Raw genomic sequence first — 23,307 nt, 5'->3', positions numbered from 1 at the left:
GCGGCATTTAACCTGAAACTTGAAACCTGAAACAAAACTATTCTTTAGAAAAATCCAAATCCTGAAAATCGTAACTAAAGTCTGTTAACTCAGAAATGGGAAGCATTTTTAGGTTGATTACGTTTCCATTTGCATCATATTTAAAAAGTAAATGAGCATCGGCATGGAAAAAAGCATTGTTCCATTTTACGACATAGTTGCCCTCTTTGTAGAAAAACACTTCTCCAACTAGTTGTGAAGAACGTTTTGAAGCAAAATATAGTTTTCCTTTTTTCTCTGTTATCGTAATTTCTCCAAACCAATTGTCTTTGTAAGTTCCGGTAATTTTAGAAAAATCGGTTTTTAATTTTTCTTTTTTATTTTTGGCAACAGTTGCCCAAACTTCATCGGTTACTTTATCCGCAGATGCTTCATTGGCTTTCACCCGGTTGCTGTAAACGGTTACATAATCGTCCGATTTAATGCCTAAATAGCTGTCTTTAATCGTATTGGTAATAGCGCTAAAAGCTGCTCCGGATTGTTGATTGGTCAGAACAATAATTCCTAAACCTATTTCCGGAATCAAAGTTGTTTGCGTCACGTTTCCTTCTAAACCCCCGGTGTGCGAAACTTGCTTGTACCCTTTTACATCACTTAAAAACCAGCCTAAACCATATCCTGAAAAATGGGTATTGTAGGGAGGTTTTGTTTTGGTCGGAATAATGGTTTGTAATTGCCACATTTCGTCGTGTTCTTTCTCTGAAAAAAGTTGTTTGTTATCACCGTATTTTCCGTTGTTGATTTGTAAAATCGCCCATTTACTTAAATCATTTACGCTTGAATAAATCCCGGCAGCTCCGTCAAAAAACTGATTTTCATAACGTTTGATCGTTTTTAATTTGCCGTCAATCGGAACGTGAGGTGTAATAACATTCGAAGTGTCTTTTAAGCGTTTTACTGAGGCTACACTTTTATCCATTTCTAATGGTTTCATGATGCGCGTTTCTACAAAATCAGCCCAGGTTTGACCGCTCACAACGTGTACAATTTCACCTGCAATAATGTACATCAGATTATCGTAATCGTATTTGGTTCTAAAACTCGAAACTGGTTTTAAATATCTTAAATTATGAACAATATCAGCTGCTTTAAAATCACTTCCGTCAGGCCAGATCATCAAATCTCCGGCTCCAAGTCCAAGGCCACTTCTATGAGTTAATAAGTCGCGAATGGTGAATTCTTTTGTAACATAATCATCATACATTTTAAAATCCGGAAGATATTGGATTACCTTATCGTCCCATTTTATTTTTTTCTCATCAACCAACATGGCAAGTGCGGCAGTTGTAAAAGCTTTACTGTTGGATGCAATTCCGAAAAGGGTATTTGCATCCACTTTTTCCTTCGTAGTTATCGATTTTACGCCATATCCTTTTGCTAAAACTACTTTTCCGTCTTTCACGATTGCCACAGCAATTCCGGGAACATCAAAAGCTTTTATGGTGCGATTTACCAATACATCTACTTCCTGATTGGTGATTTGGGAAGAAGCCGTAAAACCTAAAAGGAAGAGTATTAGAAGTAATTTATAATTCATAATTTAAAATTTATAATTAATTAAATCCTCTTTGACGTTTGGCTTCAAAAATTAAAATCGCGGCGGCCACCGAAACGTTCATGCTGTCGATTTCGCCCTGCATTGGAATTATGATATTTTGCGTCGCTGCATCACGCCATTCCTGCGTTAAGCCAGTGGCTTCTGTACCCACAACTAATGCTGTTGGAGTAGTGAAATCCTGGGTATGATAAGAGGTTGAATTTTGTAAAGTAGCGCAATAAAAATCAATCTTTTTTTCTTTCAGAAAAGCAATGATTTCATCTGTAGTTCCTGTAGCAATCTGATTGGTAAACAAACAACCTACGCTTGAACGTACAATATTTGGATTGTATAAATCACTTTTCGGATTAGCAATTAAAACCGCATCAAGGTTGGCGGCATCAGCAGTGCGTAAAAGCGCTCCGATATTGCCTGGTTTTTCAGGTGCTTCGGCAACTAAAATTAATGGATTATCAGATAAATTTAAATCAGATAATTGCATTGATTTTGTTTTGGCTACAGCCAAAATTCCTTCCGTAGTATCGCGATAAGCCAGTTTTTGATAAACTTCTTTATTAATTTCAATTAATTGAACAGGAGGATTCACCAGTTTATTAATTTGATTTTCAGTAACCAATTCCGGTAAAAACAAAACAGTTTCTAATTCGTAGCCGCCTTTTAAGGCAATTGAAATTTCACGTAAACCTTCAATCAAAAATGTTCCGGTTTGTTTGCGGGCCTTTGCCTTTTCCTGCAATAAAACAAGTGATTTTATAAACGGATTTTGAATGGAAGTGATTTGTTTCATTTTTTTTAAGGCTCAAAGTTGCAAAGGCTCAAAGGTACTTAGGTTTTTTTCTTCCTGCAAGGTTTTCAAAACCTTGTAGGTTTAAGTAAGGTAAAACAAAAAAGTTTGCCACAAATTACACAAATTTCCACGAATTTTTTATTCGTCAAATGCGAATACTAATTAGTGAAAATTCGTGTAATTGCTTCGCCTGTTCGCTAGCGTTCGAGTTGTGGCAAAAAAAAATAATAATTTATTCTTCAGTAGAAGCAGTTTCCTCTACAAGTTCTTCCTCTTCTTTTGGTCTTGTCATTACCTGTTCTTTTTTACCAAAAAAGAATTTCTTTACAGCAGCAAATGCAGCAATAAGACCGATAACGATGACTTTTCCAAATTTTGCCAAAATAGCAAAGAAGCCCACTTTAGCCAAAACTTTTCCAGCAACTAAACCTCCAATAGTCCATGCTGCGACGGTATCGGTATCGGCATCAAAGTCTAGATATTTGTGTCCATCATTAAATTCAACGCTTTTCAGAATTCCCGGAATACTGGCTTTTACTTCTGCAAGCTCTCCCATGTTGGCTACGGCCGAAATGTTATACATTCCTTTTCTTCCTAAAACTCTTAAGTCATAATTTAAAGTGTTGACTTCGTCTTTGCCAAATTTTAATTCTTTTGCCCAATGCAGGACTTTTAAATTATTATCATAATACGGTTTTGACGCCCAACCAATTAATTGAACTTCTGCATAACCACCTTTTTTTCTTTCTTCATTTGCCGTTTTCATATCTTCCTGCATGGTTTTTAGCAAATCATCATAGTCAATATCGTTTGCATCATCATCTTTTACAAAACCATCTCCCTGATAACTAACTACAAACATCCAGCTATTGCTGTGTGTTACACCTTTTCCGTCCGGAACAAGTGATCCTAAAACCGTTTTGTCTTCAGGATTTCCCCATAAGTCAGTTAAAACATGTTGGGTTTGTTCTCCATTTAAGAATTTAAATCCTTTAGGGACATTTAATATTCCTTCCCCTTCAGTTAAAGTAATTTTTCCGGTTTCATATTTTAAGGATTGCTCAATTTTGTCATAATAAGCTGCAGTTGTATCTGCCTGTGCTATTATCTTCGGAATAAAAATAACGGATAAAAAAAGACTTAGTAGAATTCTTTTCATTGGTTTTGGTTGGTTTAATTGGTTAATTATTAGGGTTGTTAAATTTATTTTTGAAGCAATTCTGGAATTTCATTTGCCACCGGATGTGTTGTAGTGAAATTGTACCCCATAATTTTAGCAATGGTTTGCGCAAATTGCTTTTGATACAATTGCGATTCTGTTTTGATTTCGCCTTTTGCTGCAATCTCTGGTCCAATAGCAGCAAACCAGATTTCAGATGCACCCACTACATCAGCTCCGTGATCTGTCCATTGTGCTTTTGTTTTGTCGCCACGACCATGATCTACGGTGATCAATAAAGTAGTTTTGTTTTTATATTGCGGATCGTTTTGTACAAAATCCCAGATTTCTTTGATCCATTTATCAACTTGGTTAGCAGCGTCAAGATACGATCTGTAATGACCATGATGAGCCCATTCATCTGTTTCTCCATAAGCGATATAAAGTACTTTTGGTTTCTTGGTTTTAAGTTCATCCAAAGCTTCATAATGGGTGAAAACATCCAGACACTCGTCTTCATGAAAGGGCTTATACGAATTATTACGCATCTCATTTAGCAACTTTTGAGTTGCTGTTGGTTTGTTTCCTCCAACTTTATCATATGCCGAGATAACCGGAAAACCACTTCTTTCCTCATTCAAAATTCGGTCAAAAGCATCCCAGGCGCCAAAAGCAGCTGTTTTACCTTTAAGTTTTGGCTGTTGATTTAGAAATTCTAAAATATTCACATTTGGATTCGCTTTATAACCATTTGAATTTATTGCAACATCAACATTTCCAGTCATAATTTCACTATATCCGGGATAACTGAACCAATACGGATTCGAAACATCTACTTTATTGCCAAGATCACGATTGCCATAAATTTGTCCTTTCGAAGCAATTTCTGACCACAAAAAAGGCATTAATTTTTTACGGCTTTCTCTGAAATCAGCACTTGAATATTTCTTATAAATATAAGTACTGTCTCCCTGATTGAATTTTTTATCATTGGCAATTGCCGGATCCATTCCCTTAAACACTTCCTGCCATCTAAAACCGTCTGTGGTAATGATGATGATGTTTTCTGTTTTTTGTGCTGATGACAAAAAGCTTGTGAAAACGAATAGAATTAGAATTACTTTTTTCATTTCTTTTTTTGAGTTACAAAGGTTCATTGGAACAAAGGTTCAAAGATTTTTAATAATTCTTAAATTTAATTTATAAGATGATAGCTTAATAATACTCATTTTACATTTTCACAACATACATTTTACATCTTCTATAAAATCCCTCTCGCCTTAATCTCCAAATACTTATTAATCGCATCCAAAGTCAAATTCTCCGGTTGCGTGAGAACCGAATGGATTCCATATTTTTTAAGTTCGTTTGCGATTAAACGTTTTTCGAACATGAATTTTTCAGCTATGACTTTATCGTAAATTTCCTGAACGGTGTCTGTTTTTTTATTGATGATAGCATTCAGTTCTGTATTGCTAAAGAAAACTACAACTAATAAATGGCTTTTCGCAATTCCTTTTAAATAAGGTAATTGTCTGTTTAAGCCGTCCATGGTTTCAAAGTTGGTATACAAAATAATCAAACTTCTCTGATTGATATTTTTCTTGATATCGACATACAATCGACTGTAATCACTTTCGAAAAAATCAGTTTTTATATTGTATAAGGTTTCGAGAATTTTTTGCATTTGCGAAGATCTTCTTTCTGCAAAAACTCTGTTTTCTACTTTTTTGGAGAAAGCGAAAATCCCGGCTTTGTCTTGTTTTTTCAGAATAACATTTGATAAAACAAGTGTAGAATTTATAGCATAATCTAGTAAACTCAAACCGTCAAAAGGCATTTGCATCACGCGGCCTTTATCTATGGCCATATAAACCGATTGTGATTTTTCGTCCTGAAATTGATTCACCATTAGTGAATTTTTCTTTGCTGTTGCTTTCCAGTTTATCGTTCTCAAATCATCACCCTGAACATATTCCTTAATTTGCTCAAATTCCATGGTGTGACCAATTCGTCGAATTTTCTTGATTCCGTATTGATGCAAATTATTCGAAAAAGCCAATAAATCGTATTTTTTCAACTGAATATACGAAGGGTAAGTCGGTACCATTTGATCTTTATCGAAAGTAAATCTGCGGGAAATTAATTTTAAAGGGGAAGAAACATAGATATTTAAATTCCCAAAAGAATATTCTCCACGTTCCGTTGGACGCAAATCGTAACCAATTTCTTTTTGTGCCGAAGCCGGAATCGTTTTTATGATTTTAAAATCACGAACCTGAAACTGAAAAGGAATTTCATCAATTATCTTAACCGAAACCGGAAAAGTATACTGATTTTTAATCGTAACCTGAATTGGATTTAAATCTCCATTTGAAAGTTTTTCAGGCGTTTTTCTTGAGGCTTCAATTCCTTTTGATAAATATAAAAGCAAAATATCCAGACCTAAAAATGTGGATAAAACCAAAATAATAAACCAAACGCTGTTGTATAAATTTGGAAAAATAAAAGCACAAACGAACATTCCTATAATGCCTAAAAGGATATAGAAGAAGAAGTTATTGAGATAAAGGCTTTTTATGAATTTCATTTTTTATTTAGTTTACAGTCACAGTAACAGTCACAGTTTTTAGTCTCAGTCTCAGTTTAGTACTAAAAACTGCGACTGCGACTGAAAACTAAAATTATCTCGGTATTTCAACTGTTTCAAGAATTTGTTTGACAATTTCTGAGCTTGTAATACCCTCCATTTCACGTTCCGGAGTAACGATAACACGATGTTGTAAAACCGGAATTGCTGCTTCTTTAACATCTTCAGGAGTTACAAAATCGCGACCGCGAATGGCTGCGAAACCTTTGGCTGCATTTAAAATTGCGATTGAGGCACGTGGCGAAGCTCCTAAATATAAAAAGGCATTTTCTCTGGTGTTAACCACGATTCTTGCGATATATTCTAAAAGATTTTGCTCCACTCTGATTTGTTTCACTAAACCTTGATATCCTTTTATTTCTTCGGCAGAAAGTATTGTTTTAATAGCTTCCAGTTTTCCGTGATCCTGTAATAAATGTTCTCTTTGGATGATTAGAATTTCTTCATCTAATTTTGGATAATCGATGGTTATTTTGAATAAAAAACGATCTAATTGTGCTTCAGGCAAACGATACGTTCCTTCCTGCTCAATTGGGTTTTGTGTCGCAATAACCAAAAAAGGAGTTTCAAGTTGAAACGCAGAACCATCAATTGTAATCTGACGTTCTTCCATGACTTCAAAAAGAGCAGCTTGTGTTTTGGCAGGAGCACGATTTATCTCATCAATCAAGATTAGATTGGAGAAAATAGGTCCTTTTTTAAATTCAAATTCGGAAGTTTTTAAATTGAAAATTGAAGTTCCTAAAATATCTGAAGGCATTAAATCTGGCGTAAACTGAATTCGGCTAAAGCCAATATTTAAAGTTTTGGATAATAGTTTTGCCGTAATCGTTTTGGCAACGCCCGGAACACCTTCAAGCAAAACATGTCCGTTTGATAAAATCGCAACCAAAAGCTGATCGATCATTTTTTGCTGACCTACAATAACGGTTTCCAATTCTGTTTTAATAGCATTTACATGCTCTAAAAGTGGTCCTAAATTTATTCTGGTCTCAAAATTCACATTTTCATTTGTGATTTCGGTTTCTGGGGTATTGATATCGTCCATGGTTTGGTATGTTTTCTTTTGTTGAATTTTATTTGTTTTTACCAGCTTAAAGGATTAAACTAATTTTAATTTTGATTCTTGGTCAACTATTTTCTCTCGCAGATTCTGCAGATTTTATTGAATTTTATTTATAAAAATCTGTGTGCATCTGCTAAAATCTTTTTCAATCTGCGTGAAAAATTTAATCATTTTAATCTTTAATCTGTGGCAAAATATTTTTATTTAATGTAAAATTTTCTCGATCGCATTATTAATTCTGATTAAATCTTCTTCGAGACTTCCGTGATAACTATTTCGATGTTCGTTAATTAAAAAAGCCAGTTCCTGAATATCGGTTATATTTTTTCCTGTTTTATGATGTAGTTTTTGAATAAAAACATCATCAAGTTTTGTTGTATCAATCAAGTATTCAGTTCTGATTTTCTCCAGAAAATAAATGATTTTTTTGTCAATTAGATTCTGATGATCGCCTTCCTGATGGTATAAATTTCCGATAGTTTTAGTGAAATCGACCGTTAAATTTGGCAATGGTTTTAATATCGGAACAATTCTTTGTTTTCTCTTGGCATTAAAAATAATAAAAATCAAAATACCGATTAAACTTAAATACCAGGCCCATTTTAGTGCAGGCTGACTGTGGATATAGCGTAAAGGGGAATGCGAAATCGATTTGTCGTTTTGCAATTTGGTATACCAAAAAATATCGCCTTTTGGTATATAGGACAAGACATTTTCAGCATATTGAAAATGGTCTTTTTTTAATAAATGAAAGTTTGTAAAAGCCGCTGGCTGCGTATGAAGATAAAAATTACCGTACTTATAAGGAACTTTTATAAAATTGATGTGTTTCTCTTTTTTAGAATTGCTTTGATATCCTAAAACAGTTGTATTGGCGGTATCAATTTTAGAAAAATAATCTTCAACAGATTGTTGAAAAATGTATTTTTTAGAACTCACGCTTTTATTTGCCATCCAGACCAAATTGTTTTTTGGCTGATGAAAATCAAATTTGACCTCGATTTTTAAACTATCCATTAACGTTTTTGGAAATGTTCTCATGCTTAAAAAAGCATTATTTCCGTGTGAAACAAAATAAAAAAGCTCCTTGATTGATTGCTCGTCAATGTTATCTAATTCTGAAATGCTTAAGAAAGTACCTTTTATTTTATAATTTTCAACCAAAGTATCGGCATCGTATTTTGAATCTAAAAATTCATACGGTGTTACATCAGCAATTCTTTCAATTTTCTGATTTTTTAAAAGAGGTTTAATTTCTTTGTTCAGAATATATAATCCGTACGGAATTTTATCATGTACAGAAAATGTCGGTCGCCAGTCAATAGGTTTTTTCTGGTCGCGATCTGATATCAGAATTAAGGCTAAAACAAAAACCAGAATAGCGATATAAATTTTGATGGATTTATTCATTGCTAAAGGTTTTTATAGATTTCTTAAATCGGTTTTCGGCTTTTGTAAAAGTGGTTTCATCTATTTCAAATTCACCATACCAAATGTAATTGTACAAATAGGAGAGATAGGTAAAATCTTCTCTGTAAACCGGGCTTTTTAGTTCGTATAAATAATCAGAATTGGTTTTTTCGATATCCCATTCGATATAATTATTTTGTGCCATTACTTTTAGTAACCAAAGATAATAGTACCGAATAGCAAGTCGTTTTTCTCCGGTTTGAATACTTTCCTGTATCAATTTTTTAAAATCCAGTAAATGAATATTTTTTTCAATATCAGAATATTGGATGGCTCTTTTATTGGCATTTTTACCAAAAATCCATTGTCCTTCTTTATTTATTAAAGCTTTTACGATCAAATAAATAACTACAATAATCACCAGAACAGCCAATACTCTCAATAAGATAATAGTGAAAGTGATAGAAGTTTTTGCATCAGTAAAAGAGAAAATTCTTCTCAAAACACTGGCAATCCATTCTTTAATATTATCCCAAAGACCTCTTTCGGGCGCTTTTGGTTCGTAAATAAATTCAGGATCGGTATATTTTTTTTTGAAGTTTTTTGAAAATGTTTTGGCTTCAATAGTATCTGAATCGATCTGAATGTCTTTTTCAGTATATTTTACAGCAGCCACTTTTGGAGGTTCAGCTTCCGCCAAAGTATCCTGAGCATGTGCGATACTAAAGCAAAAAAAGAAAGCTAAAATAAGAAAGATTCTGTTCATTATTGGATTCGGTTAAGTCAATTTGGCTGATAATTATTGTACCTTTTTGTGTACTATAAAAGGATAAATTAAATAATAAAATGAGATTAAACTCAGCGTGGATAATATTATAAAAAGGCTTAACCAAATAGGCATATTGATAGAATAGCGTGTAATAAAACCTTCCAGAAAGCCCGCCATAAAAGTAAAAGGAAGCGTGCTTAGGTAAATTTTGAAACTGTTTTTAAATCCGATTTTGAAAGAATTTAATCTCGAAAATGTCTTTGGAAAAAGTATCGAGGCTCCAAAAATAAATCCAGCTGCAGACTCAATTACAATAGCAAAAATTTCCATAGAACCGTGAATCCAGATCCCACGAACGCTCTTCCAGAAAACGCCATGTTCGAAGAAAAAATACTGAAAGGAACCCAGCATAATACAGTTTTGCAACAAATAATAGAAAGTACCAAGTCCGCCAAAAATGCCATAAAAATAACAGGCAGCTCCTACCTGAATATTGTTAACGGTAATACCAATAAAACTTCCCCAGTTGGCTGACGAACCATAAACGGCCATTGGATTTCCCTTTTTTATATTTTCCAATGTCATATTAACGTAGTCGTCGCCCATAATCAATCGGACAAAATCTGAATCGTAGCGAGCAGAAACAACACCAATAGCAACAGTAGCAAAAAACAAAACAAAAGCATACAATAAATATCTTTTGTATTCGTAAACAAGCAACGGAACTTCTGTTTTAAAGAATTCTAAGAGCTTGTTTTTTTCGGTTCGTTTCGTTTTATAAATTTTTTGATATATCTGCGAAGCCAGATGATTTAAGTAAATAACGGTTTTGCTTTTAGGATAATAAGTTTGCGCGTACGCGAGGTCATTCATCATTTGAATGTACAAATTAGCTAACTCATCAGGATTTTTTTTAGCTTTACCAAAAATAGCGAGTTCAAACTCCAGCCATTTTTCTTTATTTTGTTTTATGAAGGCAACTTCTCTCATTGTAGGCTAAAGTATAAAATATGTCAGAATTATCTATTAACACAACACAAAATGTTAAAATAAATTTTATTGCAGCCTCTGTTGGCGAGCGATTGGGCTCTTATTTTATTGATTTGATTATCAAAATCTCTTATGTAGTGGTGGTTGCATTGCTGCTTATCTATTTTTTTCATTTTGATAGGCTATTCGGTGCCTTAGATGTTTGGTCCCAAAGAGCAGTTGTTTTTATTATAGGTCTTCCGGTTTTACTGTATTCAATAACTTTAGAAAGCATTTTTGAAGGACAAACTTTTGGAAAAAAGTTGCTCAAAATAAAAGTGGTTAAAATTGATGGTTACCAGGCCAGTTTTGGCGATTATTTTATCCGTTGGTTTTTTAGATTGATTGATTTTTCGATTCTTGGCGGAACAGTTGCTTTAGTGTCGATAGTTTCAAGTAAAAAAGCACAACGTTTAGGAGATATGGCGGCTGGAACAGCTGTTATTACTTTAAAAAACAGAATAAATATCAGTCATACCATTCTCGAAGAAATTGGAACGTCGTATGTCCCGACGTATCCTTTGGTCATTAAATTATCTGATAATGATATGAGAATCATAAAAGAAACGTTTCATAAAGCGGTAAAGAAAAATGATCATGAAATCATTTATAAATTGGTTGCTAAAATTGAAAGCGTGACCGGAATCAAAAATCAATCAGGTGACAATAGCGATTTTATTCGGGTAGTTTTGAAAGATTACAATTACTATACACAGAATATGTAACTTTTTAAAGTTGCTAAGATTCTAAGGGACTATGGTTCTAAGGTTTTTTATACTGATGTTTCGTAGATTTTTTTCTTTTGACTTTCTATAAATCTTCTTTTAAAAACGAGTGCCCTAGCCCTGATGGGAGCGGCATCCTTTTATGTCCGCCACGGCGGACATAAAAGATACAGTGGACAGCAGGAATAGCTCCTGAAAATTCTTATTCTTATTTGCAATCTATCATGGCATTTGTAAGATGATTTCTTAACTTTGTTAAGAAGCTGAATTTTAATTTAATCTAAATACCATGAAAATAAGGAAAATTATTGCAGTAGTATTGATGTTGTTTGTTTCTGTTTTTGGTTTCGCTCAAGGCGGAAAAAAGCTGGATAAGATTATTAAAAGAGATTATACGATTATTGAATGTACGATTGCGAAAATGTCTGATCAGACGGTTGAATATTCTATGCCGGGTGAAACGCTCCAAATTTCGCTTGATGTTTCTCAAATTGCCAGAATTGATTTTGCCAGCGGGCGTTCACAGACTTTCGACATTTCGCCAGGAGGTACTTCTCAACCAGGTTCAAGTCAAAGTATTACTGCAGCAGAAATGAAACCAAATACGATTGCGGTATTGCCAGTTCCGTATGTGAATTCAGATACACAGCAAGGTTCTGAGGATATGGCGAAATTTGCGCAAAACGATATGTATAACAAATTGTTAGATAAATCTGCCAATATTTTTCCGTTAACTGTTCAGGATTTAAGAACGACAAATAGCTTATTACACAAAGCTGGAATTGATCATACCAATATTGATGAAACTCCAATCGCAGATCTTGAAAAAATTCTTGGAGTAGATAATATTCTGGCAGCCAAAATTTCATATACCATGTCAACCAGTTCAACCGCATCAACTTACGGAAGCGGAAGCACGACAGTGAGCAACAATGATAAAAAGATTAAGTCGAACGATTATTCGACAACAACTGCCAATACGCAAATATATTATTATTACAATGTATATTTTGATATGTACAAAAACACCAATAAAATTTATTCGCAAACCCGTAAACCGTTCCTTAATTTGAAAGACAGCTGGATTGATTCGATTACGTATTTGTTGAAAAGAAGTCCGATTTATACTAAGAAATAGGTTTTAAGAAACGAGAATAAAGAGAATAGAATAAAGAGTAAAGGAGCGAGAATGCAACCTTTGTACCTTTGAGCCTTTGAACCTAAAAAAAGAAAATGTTTCACTTACTAGATATTATCGGGACAATGGCTTTTGCCATGTCCGGCGCTTTAACGGCAATGCATAAAAAACTAGATCCGTTTGGGGTTTTTATTATTGCTTTTGTAACGGCCGTTGGTGGCGGAACACTTCGCGATGTTTTAATTGGCAGAACTCCGGTGGGCTGGATGAAAGATTTGCAATATGTTTATGTGATTATTCTAGGGTTTTTGCTTGCGATTCTATTCCGAAAAAAGTTTGATAAACTGAGAACTTCATTGTTTTTATTTGATACAATCGGCTTGGGCGTTTTTACTTTAATCGGACTTGAAAAAGGAATTTCGATTGGTTTGCATCCTGTAATTTGTATCGCTTTAGGAACAATGACGGCCTGTTTTGGAGGTGTAATTCGTGATATTTTATGTAACGAAATTCCAACCATATTCAGAAGAGAAATTTACGCAACAATTTGCATTTTTGGCGGAATCGTGTTTTTTGCACTAAAAGGACTGAACTTAGATAATGATATTTTATATTTAGTGACTTCGGTTGTGATTATTACCGTACGTTTGATGGCGGTAAAATTCAAATGGTATTTACCTGCATTTAGCCATAAATAAATGTTTGCCACGAATTACACGAATTTTCACGAATTAAAATTTGCTTTAAAACTATATAAGCAACCAAGATAGCGTTAGATTTGTATATTGAATGGAAGAAAATTAGTGAAAATTAGTGAAATTCGTGGCAAGAAAATGAAACAATATACGATTAAAAAATACGATCAAAACGATTACGTAATCTGGAACGATTTTGTCGCTCTGGCGAAAAATGCTACGTTTTTATTTCATCGCGATTTTATGGAATACCATCAGGATCGTTTTGAGGATTTTTCTCTTTTGGTTTTTGAAAATGAAAAACTAAAAGCAGTTTTGCCAGCTAATAAAAAAGGAAATTCGGTGTATTCGCATCAGGGATTAACTTACGGCGGTTTGGTGTTTTCTTCTAAATTGAAAGCAGAAAAAGTAGAATTGATTTTAGATGAAATTTTATCTTTTTTTAAAGAAAATGCGATTGAAGCGTTTCACTATAAACCCATTCCGACTTTTTATTTTCCGAAGGGAAATGAGGAAATGGATTTTTTTTTATTTCAAAGAGGTGCTTTGCCAGAAAGGAAAGAAATGAATTTGGCAGTAAATCTACAATTGCCTTTACATGTTTCGAAAAGCAAAATGAAGCATTTCAGAAGGATTGAAAACCTCGATTTAGATATTATAGAAGAAAAAGATTTTCAGTCTTTTTGGGATTCTATTTTAGCGCCAAGATTATTGGAAAAATTTAATGCAAAACCAGTTCATACCAAAGAAGAAATGGCTTTGTTAAAACAGAAATTCCCTGGAAATATCAGGCAATATTCTGTTTATCAAAAAGATGAAATTATCGCTGGAATAACTATTTTTGAGACCGAAAATGTTGTTAAATCACAATATGGCGCCACATCAGAAAAAGGAGAACAAGTAAGAGCACTGGACTTTTTATTCATCAATCTGCTTCATAAATACAAACGCAAAGGCAAAAAGTTTTTTGATATGGGAATTGTAAATGAAGAAAATGAAAGTGGGTATCATTCAGGTCTTTTGCAACAAAAAGAAGAATTAGGCTGTACAGTGTACAATCAGGATTTTTATAAAATCGATATAAAATGATACGATTTCTGGATCTAAAAAAAATAAACGAACCCTATGAAACTGCTTTTCAGGAAAAACTGAAATTGGTTTTAAACAATGGCTGGTATATTTTAGGAAAAGAACTGGAAACGTTTGAAAAGGCTTTCGCCGAATATAATCAAACGAAATATTGCATTGGAGTAGGGAATGGTTTTGATGCCCTGGTTTTGATTTTTAAAGGTTACATTCAGTTAGGAAAACTCCAGAAAGACGATGAAGTCATCGTTCCGGCAAACACTTATATTGCCAGTATTTTAGCCATTTTACAGGCCGATTTAGTTCCGGTTTTGGTCGAGCCAAAATTAGAAACCTACAATGTAAATCCTGATTTAATTCCGGAAAAAATTACACACAAAACAAAAGCCATTTTAGCCGTTCATTTATATGGACAATTGGCTGAAATGGATAGAATAAATGAAATTGCAGATAAACATAATTTAATTATAGTTGAAGATTGCGCACAATCTCATGGAGCTGTAGAAAATTTCAATAATTTTAAATCCCAAATTCCAAACGCTTCGAATGTCACTCTGAGCGAAGTCGAAGAGCCTTTACGCGCATTTGCTTTCAGTTTTTATCCAGGAAAAAATATCGGTTGTCTGGGCGATGGCGGAGCGATTACGACAAACGATTCAGAATTGGCAAAAGTACTTTTTGCACTTCGGAACTATGGCTCTGAACAGAAGTATTACAACGAATATACTGGTGTAAACTCCAGATTAGATGAAATTCAGGCTTCTTTTTTAAATTTGAAATTACCAAATCTAAATGCTGATAATGATAAACGTCGCACAATTGCAAAACGTTATTTAGCAGAAATCAAAAATGATAAAATAATACTGCCGTTTTGGGATTTATCGAATAATCATGTGTTTCATTTATTCGTAATTAGAACTGAAAATAGAGAGGCTTTACAGGAATATCTAACGCAAAATAATATTCAGACTGTAATTCATTATCCGATTCCGCCACACAAGCAAAAGGCATTTCAAGAATGGAATAATTTATCATTTCCCATTACAGAGAAAATCCATAACGAAGTTTTGAGTTTGCCAATAAGTCCTGTTTTAACGGAAGCTGAAGTCGATTTTATTATTGAAACTTTAAATCAATATTAATTCGTGTCTGATAGTAAATCTTCATATCAGCAAATTCTAAAAACAACTTCACTTTTTGGAGGTGTTCAGTTTTTCAATATTTTAATTTCGATCATTAGAACCAAATTAATCGCGGTTTTTATAGGTCCGGCCGGAATGGGAATTATCGCTTTGCTGAACTCGACTTTAGGTGTAATAAGCAGTATTTCAGGCTTCGGAATCGAAACAAGCGCTGTAAAAAATATTTCAGAAGAGTATAAAAATGACGATTTAAAAACAGTTTCAAAGACGGTTCAAATCGTAAAAAAGATTGTTTTTTTTACGGGGATTTTCGGAATGTTGCTGACGATTCTTTTTTCAAAAGCATTAAGCATCATTACTTTTGGAGATTCAAGCCAGACTTATTCCTTTATACTTATTGCCATAACAGTTCTGTTTAAACAATTGTCATCAGGGCAAATAGCTATTTTGCAAGGTTTGCGACAAATGAAATTACTGGCCAAAGCGAATTTATATGGCAATTTATTTGGATTGCTTTTTTCGATTCCGTTGTATTATTTTTTAAGAATCGATGCTATAATTCCAACTATAATTGTCGCTTCTTTATCAGCTTTAATTTTCTCTTTTTATTATTCGAATAAAATCAAAATTGAAAAAGAAAAAGTTTCTAATTCGGCACTTTTAGTAGAAGGAAAATCAATTGTGAAATTGGGTTTTATGCTGACGATAAGTAGTATTTTGACACTTTTGTCAACTTATTTGGTTCAGATTTATATCGGAAAAAACGGAGGTTTAGAACAAGTCGGATTTTATAACGCGGGTTTTACGTTGCTGAATTCTTATGTCGGAATAATTTTTACGGTTATGAGTACCGATTATTTTCCGAAATTATCTTCAATTAATTCTGATAATGATAAAGTTAGAGAAAGTGTTATTCAGCAGTCTTTTATTTCCATAATCATTATAACGCCGATTATTGTTTTGTTTTTGACTTTGATTTCGGTTATAATTCCAATTATTTATACAACGAATTTCAATGCTATTATTCCAATGGTTTGCTTTGGGATTTTGGGAATGTTGTTCCGGGCGGTTTCCTGGGCAATGGGATTTATTTTAATTGCAAAAGGCGATTCGAAAATGTTTATTAAAACGGCTATTGGTTTTAATGTTTTGTCTTTAATAATGAATATTTCAGGTTATTATTTTTATGGATTGGAAGGTTTAGGATTTAGTTTTTGTCTCTATTTTTTATTCCATTTTATCGGTTTAAAAATCATTATCAAAAACAGATATAATTTTTATTTTAATATCGATTTCTATAAAGCTTATTTTGTTTGTTGTGTATTTTGTGTAAGCACATTTTTGCTTCGCTATATCGAAATTCCGATTTTAAAATACAGTTTAATGACTTTAATGATTTTGATTTCGTTTGCTTTTAGTTTTTATCAATTGAATAAAAAGATGAATTTAAACGAAATTTTCACGTCATTTGTTCAGCGAAAACAAGATAAAAATGATTCAGAACAGTTATAGAAAATGTCGCTCTTTTTATCATAAATTCCAGTTTTACTGCAAAGTAAACTGGATCAAAACGCTGTATTTTAATTTTAAGAAATTCCCTTTTGAAACGGCTAATAAACTTCCGGTTTTCTTTTATGGAAGAGTGAAATTTACTTCGATAAAAGGAGAAATCCAGATTGAAGGAAAGATCCGAAAAGGAATGATTGGTTTTGGCCAGCCTTACGAGTTGAATTCGGCTCATAAAGGCATTGCTGAAGTTTTTATTTTAGGGAAACTGACATTCAAAGGCAAGTTCCAATTTGGAAAAGATTGTTTTGTTTTTGTTGGAGAAAATGCCATTTGCGAACTTGGAAATATGGCTTCAATGGCTTCAAATGGAAAAATAATTTGTACGGAAAAAATTGTTCTCGGAGATTATGCGAGGTTTGGTTCTGAAGCACAAATTATTGATACCAATTTTCATGATTTAATTGATACGCAAACGGACGAAAAATTGCAAAAATCAGCTCCCATTTTTATTGGGAATTACAACTTTGTCAGTAACAGAGTTTCGATTATGAAAGGAACCCAAACGCCAAATTTCTGTACGATCGCTTCGAATAGTTTGTGTACTAAAAATTATAAAACTTTAGGAGAAAATATTTTGATTGGAGGAGTTCCGGCAAAATTGATTAGGAATAATATTGTAAGAGATTGGCAAGGCGAAAAAGAACAATTGGATGATTTTTTGACGATTTGATTTAAGCATTGTTTGAGAAGTAGTCCCATCGGGACGCAATGTTTATAGAAAAATACGGGATGTTTTTCCAAAACCCCATCGGGGTGACATGTTAAATTATGTGCTACGGGATGTCGCTCCGCTGGAGCTTGGCATCTGGACCTGTTAATATGCTATAAACATATTGCTCCTCTGGAGCTTTATTATTCTGATAAAAATGATCTTGTGTTTTATGAGAACAATATGCGAAATCTCTGCTTTGTTTCTAATAAAATGTATTTCAAAAATAACTTATAATCAGCCGTTTTAAAAGCCAGAATCATTTCAAAATGCATTCGTTTTAAAATTGCTTTATGTTCGATTTTAGATCGGTTTAAAGCAATCACTTTCTGAATTATTAAATACGTTGAATAATTTATTTTCTTCGATCTCGGATCACTTTTAATGAAAAAATGTGTTCCGAAAGAAGTGTTCGAAATTCTTTTTTTGATTAAAATTTCATCAATATAATCAAAATCATAAATTCGGGAAGCCCGAATCCAAAGATCTAAATCTTCATAAGCCAGATTTTCATCATAACCATTCAAAGCATCAAAAACTGATTTTTTGACCATAGATGAAACCGAGCAAATACTGTTTCCGCCAGAAATAACACTCAAATAAATATCTCCCGTTGCTCTTTTTTCGATTGTTTTTTTATTAGAATCAACAGGGAAATAATAAAAATAGAAATTACCTTTTTCATTAATTAATTCAGCATTTCCATAAACAATCCCAAGGTCTTTAGACTTACTTTCTTTAAAAGCTTGTAGCTGTAAGGAAATGCAATTAGGTAGTAAAATATCATCACAGGCTAAATCAATGATATAATCGCCTTTCGCTAATTTTAATGCTTTATTGAAGGATTTTGTACTTCCTAAATTGGTTTCATTGGTAATAAATCGAATTTCAGGATAATCAACTAGCCATTTTTGAATTGTTTCTTTGGAATTATCCGTACTAAAATCATCTACAATAATCACTTCAATAAAAGGATAATCCTGATTTATTGCCGAAAATAAACTCTCCACAACATACTTTTCCTGATTGTAACACAAGCAAATAATGGTCACTAATGATTTATCTTGCATATTGTTTTTAAAGAGTTAAAAAAATTAAACACATAGAAACATAGGTTTTATTTGCTGGCATTAGAATATTTGAAAAGGCCAGCTTTCACGCATAGCATAGCTAATGTGTCTTCATGCAAAAGTGAAATGCCTTTATCAGGTTTTAAAACTATGTTTCTATGTGTTTAAAAAAATAGATTTTTAAATAGACTCAACAGTTAAGAGTTATATATTTGATACGAAAATAAGAAATCACGGATGATTATGTCTCACAAAAAAAAGAAAATTGCTTTAATTGGTTATCGCTTAAGCGGAGGCGGAAGCGATAAAGTGATGGCAAATTTGTCTATTTTTTTTGAAAGGCAAGGTTTTGAAGTGGATATTATTATTGTTTTGGATGAAGTTAGTTTTCCTTATTCCGGAAAATTGGTAAATCTGGGATTACTAAAAAATAAAAACAATGACTTCTTTAATAAAGCCAGAAGATTATGGGCTTTGCAAAAATATTTGAACGAAAATAAATTTGATTTTATTATTGATTTTCGCTTTCGAACTAAAATTATTCAGGAACTTATTTTAGCAAGATTGATTTACAAAACCAAAACTATTTTTACCGTTCATAGTTTTTTGATCGATCATTATATGCCGAATAATTCGTGGTTAACGAGATTGATGTATAATCATTGTTATGCAAACGTTGCTATTACGAATGAAATGAAAACATTGATTGAAAATAAACATCAATTAAAAAACGTTGTTACAATTCATAATCCGGTTTATTTAGAGGAAATTCTGGAAAAGCAAAAAGAAAATCTCAAAATAGGATTCGATTTTATTGTAGCTGTTGGGCAATATGAAAACGAAATAAAACAGTTTGATAAACTGATTTCAAGTTATGCGAAATCTGTTTTACCGCAAAAACAAATTCATCTGATTATTGTTGGAGATGGAAATGGCAAAAAACTCAGAAAAACAGTTTCGGAGAATGATATTGAGGAATTTGTTCATCTTGTGGGATATCAAACTAATCCTTTTCAATTTATTATTAAATCTAAATTCTTAGTTTTATGCAGTAAAAATGAAGGATTCCCAAATGTTATTTTAGAAGCATTGGCCTGTAAAGCTCCGGTTGTTTCTTTTGATTGTGATTTTGGCCCCAGAGATATGATTACTTCTTTTGGAAATGGTATTTTAGTAGAAAATCAAAATTGGGAAAAATTGACTGAAGTAATGAATTTATTGGTTTCAGATGAAGTTTTGTATCGAAATTGCAAAGAAAATGCATTTGAAAGTATTCAGCCTTTTTTACTGGAAAAAATTGGAGAAGAATGGCTACATTTACTGAAAGCCAATTAAAGTATGACAACAATTCAGGACATAGCATTAATAAAAATTCCGGTTGTTGAGGACCTAAGCGGAAATTTGGCTTTTATTCAAAATGATATTTTACCATTTGAATTCAAACGCGTTTATTATCTTTTTGATGTACCTAGCAGCGCTTTTCGTGGCGGACACTCACACATAGAACAGAATGAAGTTTTAATCGCTTTAAGTGGAAGTTTTGAAGTGACAGTAAATGATGGAACCAGTAAAAAAAGTTATTTGTTGAATAAACCCAATATTGGTTTACATCTTCCAAAAGGAATTTGGAGAGAGTTAGAAAATTTTTCTTCCGGCGCTGTTTGTTTGGTTTTGGCTTCTGATGTGTTTGAAGAATCCGATTATATTAGGGATTATGATGTTTTTTTGAAATCTAAGAAATGAGACTGCTTTATATTGTTCCAAAAATAAAAACGGCTGGCGGAGTTGCCAGAGTTATTGCTATTAAAGCTAATTATTTTGTGGAACATTTTGGTTATGAAGTTCATGTTTTGTCTCAAAATGAAGAAACTGAAATGCCATTTTATGAGTTCAATTCAGATATTATCTTTCATAATATGATTTTGAATGGCAATCGCTTACGTTTTTTCTATTCGTTTCAAAAGCAAATAAACCAAAAGATTAGCGAGATAAAACCAGATATTATTTTGGTTGCTGATAACGGTTTGAAAGCGTTTGTTTTTCCTTTTATAGTCAAAACAAAAAATCCAATTGTATTCGAGTGCCATGGTTCTAAATTTATTGAAGAAGAAGTTCAAGAGACAAATTTTATCTCGAAATCAATTCGAAAAATAAAATATCGTTTCAAAGATTTTGGTGCTCTAAAATTTACCAAAATAGTGGCTCTTTCTGAAGAAAATTTAAAGGAATGGAATGTTAAAAATGGCTTCGTGATTCCGAATCCTTCCTGGATAAACAGTAAAAAAACAACCAATTTAAAACAGAAAAAAGTAATTGCGATTGCTCGAAATTCCTATGAAAAAGGTTTAGATCGATTGTTATTGATTTGGAAACAAATCGGAGAAAAATATCCGGATTGGACATTAGATATTTATACGGATGATGTTGATTCTTTAGAAAATGAAGCATTAAAATTAGAGATAGAATCTGGAATCAATTATTTACATTTTGTCAAAAAAATTCAGGATAAATATTTAAAAGCTTCTATTTGTGTCATGACTTCCAGAACAGAAGGTTTCCCAATGGTTTTATTGGAAGCAATGGCCTCGGGTTTGCCTTGTATGGCTTACGATTGTCCAACTGGTCCACGAGTGATTATTACAAATGCTGAAAATGGGTTTTTAATTCCGGATGATAATATCGAAATGTATGTTGAAAAGCTTTCCTTTTTAATTGAAAATGAAGAAGTAAGATTGAAATTTGGTTTGGATGCGAAGGAAACTTCTAAGGAATATTTGGTTGAAAAAATAATGGTGCAGTGGCGGGAGTTTTTGGAGAATTTATAAGGTATGAAGTCCCATCGGGACATAATGTTTATAGAAAATAAAGATTTAACATTACATGAACCCCATCGGGGTGGCATATTTTTAGGAGTGATAAATATATCGCTCCGTTGGAGCTTTCTCCTGAAAACATTGTTGATTAGCTATAAATATTTTGCTACGTTATTGGTTAGCTTTTAATTTACAAACTACAAAAATAGCCCAACTTATAAAGATCAAACAAAAACAAAGAAGGATTTTGAGAAAGTAAATTCCGTTCAATTTTGATTTGATTTTTTTTAAAAAGAAAAGTTGAGAACCGGTTTAATTTTAGTTTTTTCAGCAATTCAAAAGTTTTAATTATTTTACTATCTTCTCTGGAAATTTTATTTGAATTATAAAGAAAAACAAGATTTTCTAAAGCTGTTTTCGTTTTGTTTAAAAAAACTTCTGAAGTTTCTAAATTCAAATGATAAGTTGGATTCTCAATTCGGGAAATTTCAAAATGATTCTTCTTCAAAACAGAGAAAAAACACAAATCTTCATAGCCGTATTTTGTGATGGAATCGTCGAAAGGATGTTGACGAAAAACATTTTTTTTAATCAATAAATTAGAAGTTAAAACAGAGGAAGTTTCTCTTTTTTGCCCGTAAATCCAACGCAAAAATTGCTCTTTTTTAGGTTTTTTATCTTCATAAATTATTCCACCGAAAATGATATTTTTTGATGAATCTGAAATTACATCAACATAGTTTTGAATAAAATTAGAATCAGCCGGAAAAGTATCACAATCTAAAATCAATAACCAATCGTGAACTGCTTTTTGAGCTAAGGAATTGATGTTTTTTCCTCTTCCTAAATTGTTTTCATTGATGAAAAAGGAACAATTAGGAAGAAGGTTAACTTCTTGATTTAAAATGTTTTCTTGTGAATTTGAGGCGTCGTCCTGACATAGAATTTCAAAAGTAATTCCACTACAATTACATTGCTTTACTAACTCATTTACAAGTGGCAAAACATTATAATGATAAACCGGAATTAAGATGGAAAGCATTACACAGAGCGTTGCACCACTTCGAAGATTCTTTCATCTTCGCACTTCAGGGTTTTAGATGGGAATTTCATCAACAATGCATAATCGTGCGTTGCCATGATAACTGTTTTTCCGTTAGCGTTGATCTTTTTCAATACTTCAAGAACCTCAGAACTTGTTTGTGGATCAAGATTTCCGGTTGGTTCATCAGCAAGGATAAATTCAGGATCATTCAATAAAGCTCGTGCGATGGCGACACGTTGTTGTTCACCTCCAGAAAGTTGGTGAGGCATTTTGCTTACAAAATCTTTCATTCCAACTTTGTCCAGAACTTCATCAATTTTATGCTCCATTGCTTCTTTTTCTGTCCAGCCTGTTGCTTTCAAAACAAAAAGCATATTGTCTTTTACAGAACGGTCCGGGAGCAATTTAAAATCCTGAAATACGATTCCGATTTTACGTCTCAAATACGGAATTTCGCTTTCTTTTAAAGTTGCCAAATCAAATTCAACTATATGACCTTCACCTTCGCTTAAAGGCAAATCTCCGTACAAAGTTTTCATGAAACTACTTTTTCCAGAACCGGTTTTTCCGATAATGTAGATGAATTCGCCGTGCTGAACATCTAAATTAATATGAGATAAAATTTTTCTTCCTTCCTGATATATAGTGACTTCTTTAAGAGATAGTACGATTTGTGACATAATAAAATTGATTTGATTGGTAAAAGTAAGAAGTTAACGGTTGGATTCAAAATAAATTTCAATCATTTCTGATAAAATATTGAAATGGAAATTTTTCACCATATAAGTGATATAAGGTCATTTTAGCAGATTGTGGAAAACATTTATTGTGAAAAATATTTAACCATA

Annotated in this window: 22 protein-coding genes; 10 read left to right on the top strand and 12 right to left on the bottom strand. The window is 32.7% G+C overall.

All coding sequences use genetic code 11. The annotated features are described in order from the left end of the window. Positions 1–37: 37 nt before the first annotated feature. From IHE43_RS19625 to IHE43_RS19585, 9 genes are all read right to left on the bottom strand, one after another. Positions 38–1,576 carry a serine hydrolase gene (locus IHE43_RS19625; RefSeq protein ID WP_192185477.1) on the bottom strand — a complete coding sequence of 513 codons (1,539 nt, stop codon included), beginning with the start codon at positions 1,574–1,576 and terminating at the stop codon, positions 38–40. Between the two features lie 16 nt (positions 1,577–1,592). Next, positions 1,593–2,384: an RNA methyltransferase gene (locus tag IHE43_RS19620; RefSeq protein ID WP_192185476.1), complete on the bottom strand. Its 792-nt coding sequence runs from the start codon at positions 2,382–2,384 to the stop codon at positions 1,593–1,595. Positions 2,385–2,616: 232 nt separating this feature from the next. Then, a complete protein-coding gene (locus tag IHE43_RS19615) occupies positions 2,617–3,543 on the bottom strand; it encodes a DUF2167 domain-containing protein (RefSeq protein WP_192185475.1) in 927 nt (308 codons plus the stop codon). Positions 3,544–3,587: 44 nt separating this feature from the next. Beyond that, positions 3,588–4,673, bottom strand: coding sequence for a phosphoglyceromutase (locus IHE43_RS19610; protein ID WP_192185474.1), 1,086 nt, complete (start codon positions 4,671–4,673; stop codon positions 3,588–3,590). Positions 4,674–4,804: 131 nt separating this feature from the next. Beyond that, complete coding sequence (locus tag IHE43_RS19605) at positions 4,805–6,133, bottom strand: DUF58 domain-containing protein (protein ID WP_192185473.1); 1,329 nt, start codon at positions 6,131–6,133, stop codon at positions 4,805–4,807. Positions 6,134–6,227: 94 nt separating this feature from the next. Further along, positions 6,228–7,241 carry a MoxR family ATPase gene (locus tag IHE43_RS19600; RefSeq protein ID WP_192185472.1) on the bottom strand — a complete coding sequence of 338 codons (1,014 nt, stop codon included), beginning with the start codon at positions 7,239–7,241 and terminating at the stop codon, positions 6,228–6,230. 222 nt (positions 7,242–7,463) lie between these two features. Further along, positions 7,464–8,669, bottom strand: a complete 1,206-nt coding sequence (locus tag IHE43_RS19595; protein WP_192185471.1) for a DUF4350 domain-containing protein — start codon at positions 8,667–8,669, stop codon at positions 7,464–7,466. Continuing rightward, a complete protein-coding gene (locus tag IHE43_RS19590) occupies positions 8,662–9,435 on the bottom strand; it encodes a DUF4129 domain-containing protein (protein ID WP_192185470.1) in 774 nt (257 codons plus the stop codon). The genes IHE43_RS19595 and IHE43_RS19590 overlap by 8 nt, the downstream gene beginning before the upstream one ends. 33 nt (positions 9,436–9,468) lie before the next feature. Continuing rightward, positions 9,469–10,428, bottom strand: coding sequence for a stage II sporulation protein M (locus IHE43_RS19585; protein WP_192185469.1), 960 nt, complete (start codon positions 10,426–10,428; stop codon positions 9,469–9,471). A 20-nt stretch (positions 10,429–10,448) separates the two neighbouring features. On the opposite strand from IHE43_RS19585, the gene IHE43_RS19580 reads away from it, so the two are divergent. The 7 genes from IHE43_RS19580 to IHE43_RS19550 all read left to right on the top strand — a co-directional run bounded on the left by IHE43_RS19580 (position 10,449) and on the right by IHE43_RS19550 (position 17,492). After that, entirely contained in the window at positions 10,449–11,192 is a 744-nt protein-coding gene (locus tag IHE43_RS19580) for an RDD family protein (RefSeq protein ID WP_192185468.1), read from the top strand. Between the two features lie 289 nt (positions 11,193–11,481). Continuing rightward, positions 11,482–12,330 carry a hypothetical protein gene (locus tag IHE43_RS19575; protein ID WP_192185467.1) on the top strand — a complete coding sequence of 283 codons (849 nt, stop codon included), beginning with the start codon at positions 11,482–11,484 and terminating at the stop codon, positions 12,328–12,330. A 95-nt stretch (positions 12,331–12,425) separates the two neighbouring features. Next, positions 12,426–13,028 carry a trimeric intracellular cation channel family protein gene (locus IHE43_RS19570; RefSeq protein ID WP_192185466.1) on the top strand — a complete coding sequence of 201 codons (603 nt, stop codon included), beginning with the start codon at positions 12,426–12,428 and terminating at the stop codon, positions 13,026–13,028. A gap of 135 nt (positions 13,029–13,163) precedes the next feature. After that, a complete protein-coding gene (locus IHE43_RS19565; RefSeq protein WP_192185465.1) occupies positions 13,164–14,114 on the top strand; it encodes a GNAT family N-acetyltransferase in 951 nt (316 codons plus the stop codon). Beyond that, positions 14,111–15,253, top strand: coding sequence for a DegT/DnrJ/EryC1/StrS aminotransferase family protein (locus tag IHE43_RS19560; protein ID WP_192185464.1), 1,143 nt, complete (start codon positions 14,111–14,113; stop codon positions 15,251–15,253). The genes IHE43_RS19565 and IHE43_RS19560 overlap by 4 nt, the downstream gene beginning before the upstream one ends. Positions 15,254–15,256: 3 nt before the next feature. Next, a complete protein-coding gene (locus IHE43_RS19555; RefSeq protein ID WP_192185463.1) occupies positions 15,257–16,765 on the top strand; it encodes an oligosaccharide flippase family protein in 1,509 nt (502 codons plus the stop codon). Next, the gene (locus IHE43_RS19550) at positions 16,746–17,492 is read left to right on the top strand and encodes a transferase (protein WP_192185462.1); all 747 of its coding nucleotides are present in this window, start codon (positions 16,746–16,748) and stop codon (positions 17,490–17,492) included. Before IHE43_RS19555 ends, IHE43_RS19550 begins: the two co-directional genes overlap by 20 nt. A 209-nt stretch (positions 17,493–17,701) precedes the next feature. On the opposite strand, the gene IHE43_RS19545 is transcribed toward IHE43_RS19550, so the two are convergent. Further along, positions 17,702–18,601: a glycosyltransferase gene (locus IHE43_RS19545; RefSeq protein WP_192185461.1), complete on the bottom strand. Its 900-nt coding sequence runs from the start codon at positions 18,599–18,601 to the stop codon at positions 17,702–17,704. 243 nt (positions 18,602–18,844) lie between these two features. On the opposite strand from IHE43_RS19545, the gene IHE43_RS19540 reads away from it, so the two are divergent. Genes IHE43_RS19540 through IHE43_RS19530 form a run of 3 tightly spaced genes read left to right on the top strand, consistent with a single transcriptional unit; the run spans position 18,845 to position 21,426 of the window. Next, positions 18,845–19,936: a glycosyltransferase gene (locus IHE43_RS19540; RefSeq protein WP_192185460.1), complete on the top strand. Its 1,092-nt coding sequence runs from the start codon at positions 18,845–18,847 to the stop codon at positions 19,934–19,936. A gap of 3 nt (positions 19,937–19,939) precedes the next feature. Next, entirely contained in the window at positions 19,940–20,344 is a 405-nt protein-coding gene (locus tag IHE43_RS19535; protein ID WP_192185459.1) for an FdtA/QdtA family cupin domain-containing protein, read from the top strand. Further along, positions 20,341–21,426 carry a glycosyltransferase family 4 protein gene (locus IHE43_RS19530; RefSeq protein WP_192185458.1) on the top strand — a complete coding sequence of 362 codons (1,086 nt, stop codon included), beginning with the start codon at positions 20,341–20,343 and terminating at the stop codon, positions 21,424–21,426. The genes IHE43_RS19535 and IHE43_RS19530 overlap by 4 nt, the downstream gene beginning before the upstream one ends. Positions 21,427–21,604: 178 nt before the next feature. On the opposite strand, the gene IHE43_RS19525 is transcribed toward IHE43_RS19530, so the two are convergent. After that, positions 21,605–22,456: a glycosyltransferase family 2 protein gene (locus IHE43_RS19525; protein WP_192185457.1), complete on the bottom strand. Its 852-nt coding sequence runs from the start codon at positions 22,454–22,456 to the stop codon at positions 21,605–21,607. Further along, entirely contained in the window at positions 22,456–23,139 is a 684-nt protein-coding gene (locus IHE43_RS19520; protein WP_192185456.1) for a cell division ATP-binding protein FtsE, read from the bottom strand. Before IHE43_RS19520 ends, IHE43_RS19525 begins: the two co-directional genes overlap by 1 nt. Positions 23,140–23,307 lie beyond the last annotated feature (168 nt).

The sequence above is a fragment of the Flavobacterium sp. MDT1-60 genome, from assembly GCF_014844035.1.
Lineage (GTDB): Bacteria > Bacteroidota > Bacteroidia > Flavobacteriales > Flavobacteriaceae > Flavobacterium.
The sequence above is the reverse complement of the archived record's forward strand: the minus strand, read 5'-3'. Positions and strand labels throughout refer to the sequence as shown.

Coding starts and splice junctions, on each gene's coding strand:
- IHE43_RS19625 (WP_192185477.1), bottom strand. CDS start 1,576: ATGAATTATAAATTACTTCTAATACTCTTCCTTTTAGGTTTTACGGCT.
- IHE43_RS19620 (WP_192185476.1), bottom strand. CDS start 2,384: ATGAAACAAATCACTTCCATTCAAAATCCGTTTATAAAATCACTTGTT.
- IHE43_RS19615 (WP_192185475.1), bottom strand. CDS start 3,543: ATGAAAAGAATTCTACTAAGTCTTTTTTTATCCGTTATTTTTATTCCG.
- IHE43_RS19610 (WP_192185474.1), bottom strand. CDS start 4,673: ATGAAAAAAGTAATTCTAATTCTATTCGTTTTCACAAGCTTTTTGTCA.
- IHE43_RS19605 (WP_192185473.1), bottom strand. CDS start 6,133: ATGAAATTCATAAAAAGCCTTTATCTCAATAACTTCTTCTTCTATATC.
- IHE43_RS19600 (WP_192185472.1), bottom strand. CDS start 7,241: ATGGACGATATCAATACCCCAGAAACCGAAATCACAAATGAAAATGTG.
- IHE43_RS19595 (WP_192185471.1), bottom strand. CDS start 8,669: ATGAATAAATCCATCAAAATTTATATCGCTATTCTGGTTTTTGTTTTA.
- IHE43_RS19590 (WP_192185470.1), bottom strand. CDS start 9,435: ATGAACAGAATCTTTCTTATTTTAGCTTTCTTTTTTTGCTTTAGTATC.
- IHE43_RS19585 (WP_192185469.1), bottom strand. CDS start 10,428: ATGAGAGAAGTTGCCTTCATAAAACAAAATAAAGAAAAATGGCTGGAG.
- IHE43_RS19580 (WP_192185468.1), top strand. CDS start 10,449: ATGTCAGAATTATCTATTAACACAACACAAAATGTTAAAATAAATTTT.
- IHE43_RS19575 (WP_192185467.1), top strand. CDS start 11,482: ATGAAAATAAGGAAAATTATTGCAGTAGTATTGATGTTGTTTGTTTCT.
- IHE43_RS19570 (WP_192185466.1), top strand. CDS start 12,426: ATGTTTCACTTACTAGATATTATCGGGACAATGGCTTTTGCCATGTCC.
- IHE43_RS19565 (WP_192185465.1), top strand. CDS start 13,164: ATGAAACAATATACGATTAAAAAATACGATCAAAACGATTACGTAATC.
- IHE43_RS19560 (WP_192185464.1), top strand. CDS start 14,111: ATGATACGATTTCTGGATCTAAAAAAAATAAACGAACCCTATGAAACT.
- IHE43_RS19550 (WP_192185462.1), top strand. CDS start 16,746: ATGATTCAGAACAGTTATAGAAAATGTCGCTCTTTTTATCATAAATTC.
- IHE43_RS19545 (WP_192185461.1), bottom strand. CDS start 18,601: ATGCAAGATAAATCATTAGTGACCATTATTTGCTTGTGTTACAATCAG.
- IHE43_RS19540 (WP_192185460.1), top strand. CDS start 18,845: ATGTCTCACAAAAAAAAGAAAATTGCTTTAATTGGTTATCGCTTAAGC.
- IHE43_RS19535 (WP_192185459.1), top strand. CDS start 19,940: ATGACAACAATTCAGGACATAGCATTAATAAAAATTCCGGTTGTTGAG.
- IHE43_RS19530 (WP_192185458.1), top strand. CDS start 20,341: ATGAGACTGCTTTATATTGTTCCAAAAATAAAAACGGCTGGCGGAGTT.
- IHE43_RS19525 (WP_192185457.1), bottom strand. CDS start 22,456: ATGCTTTCCATCTTAATTCCGGTTTATCATTATAATGTTTTGCCACTT.
- IHE43_RS19520 (WP_192185456.1), bottom strand. CDS start 23,139: ATGTCACAAATCGTACTATCTCTTAAAGAAGTCACTATATATCAGGAA.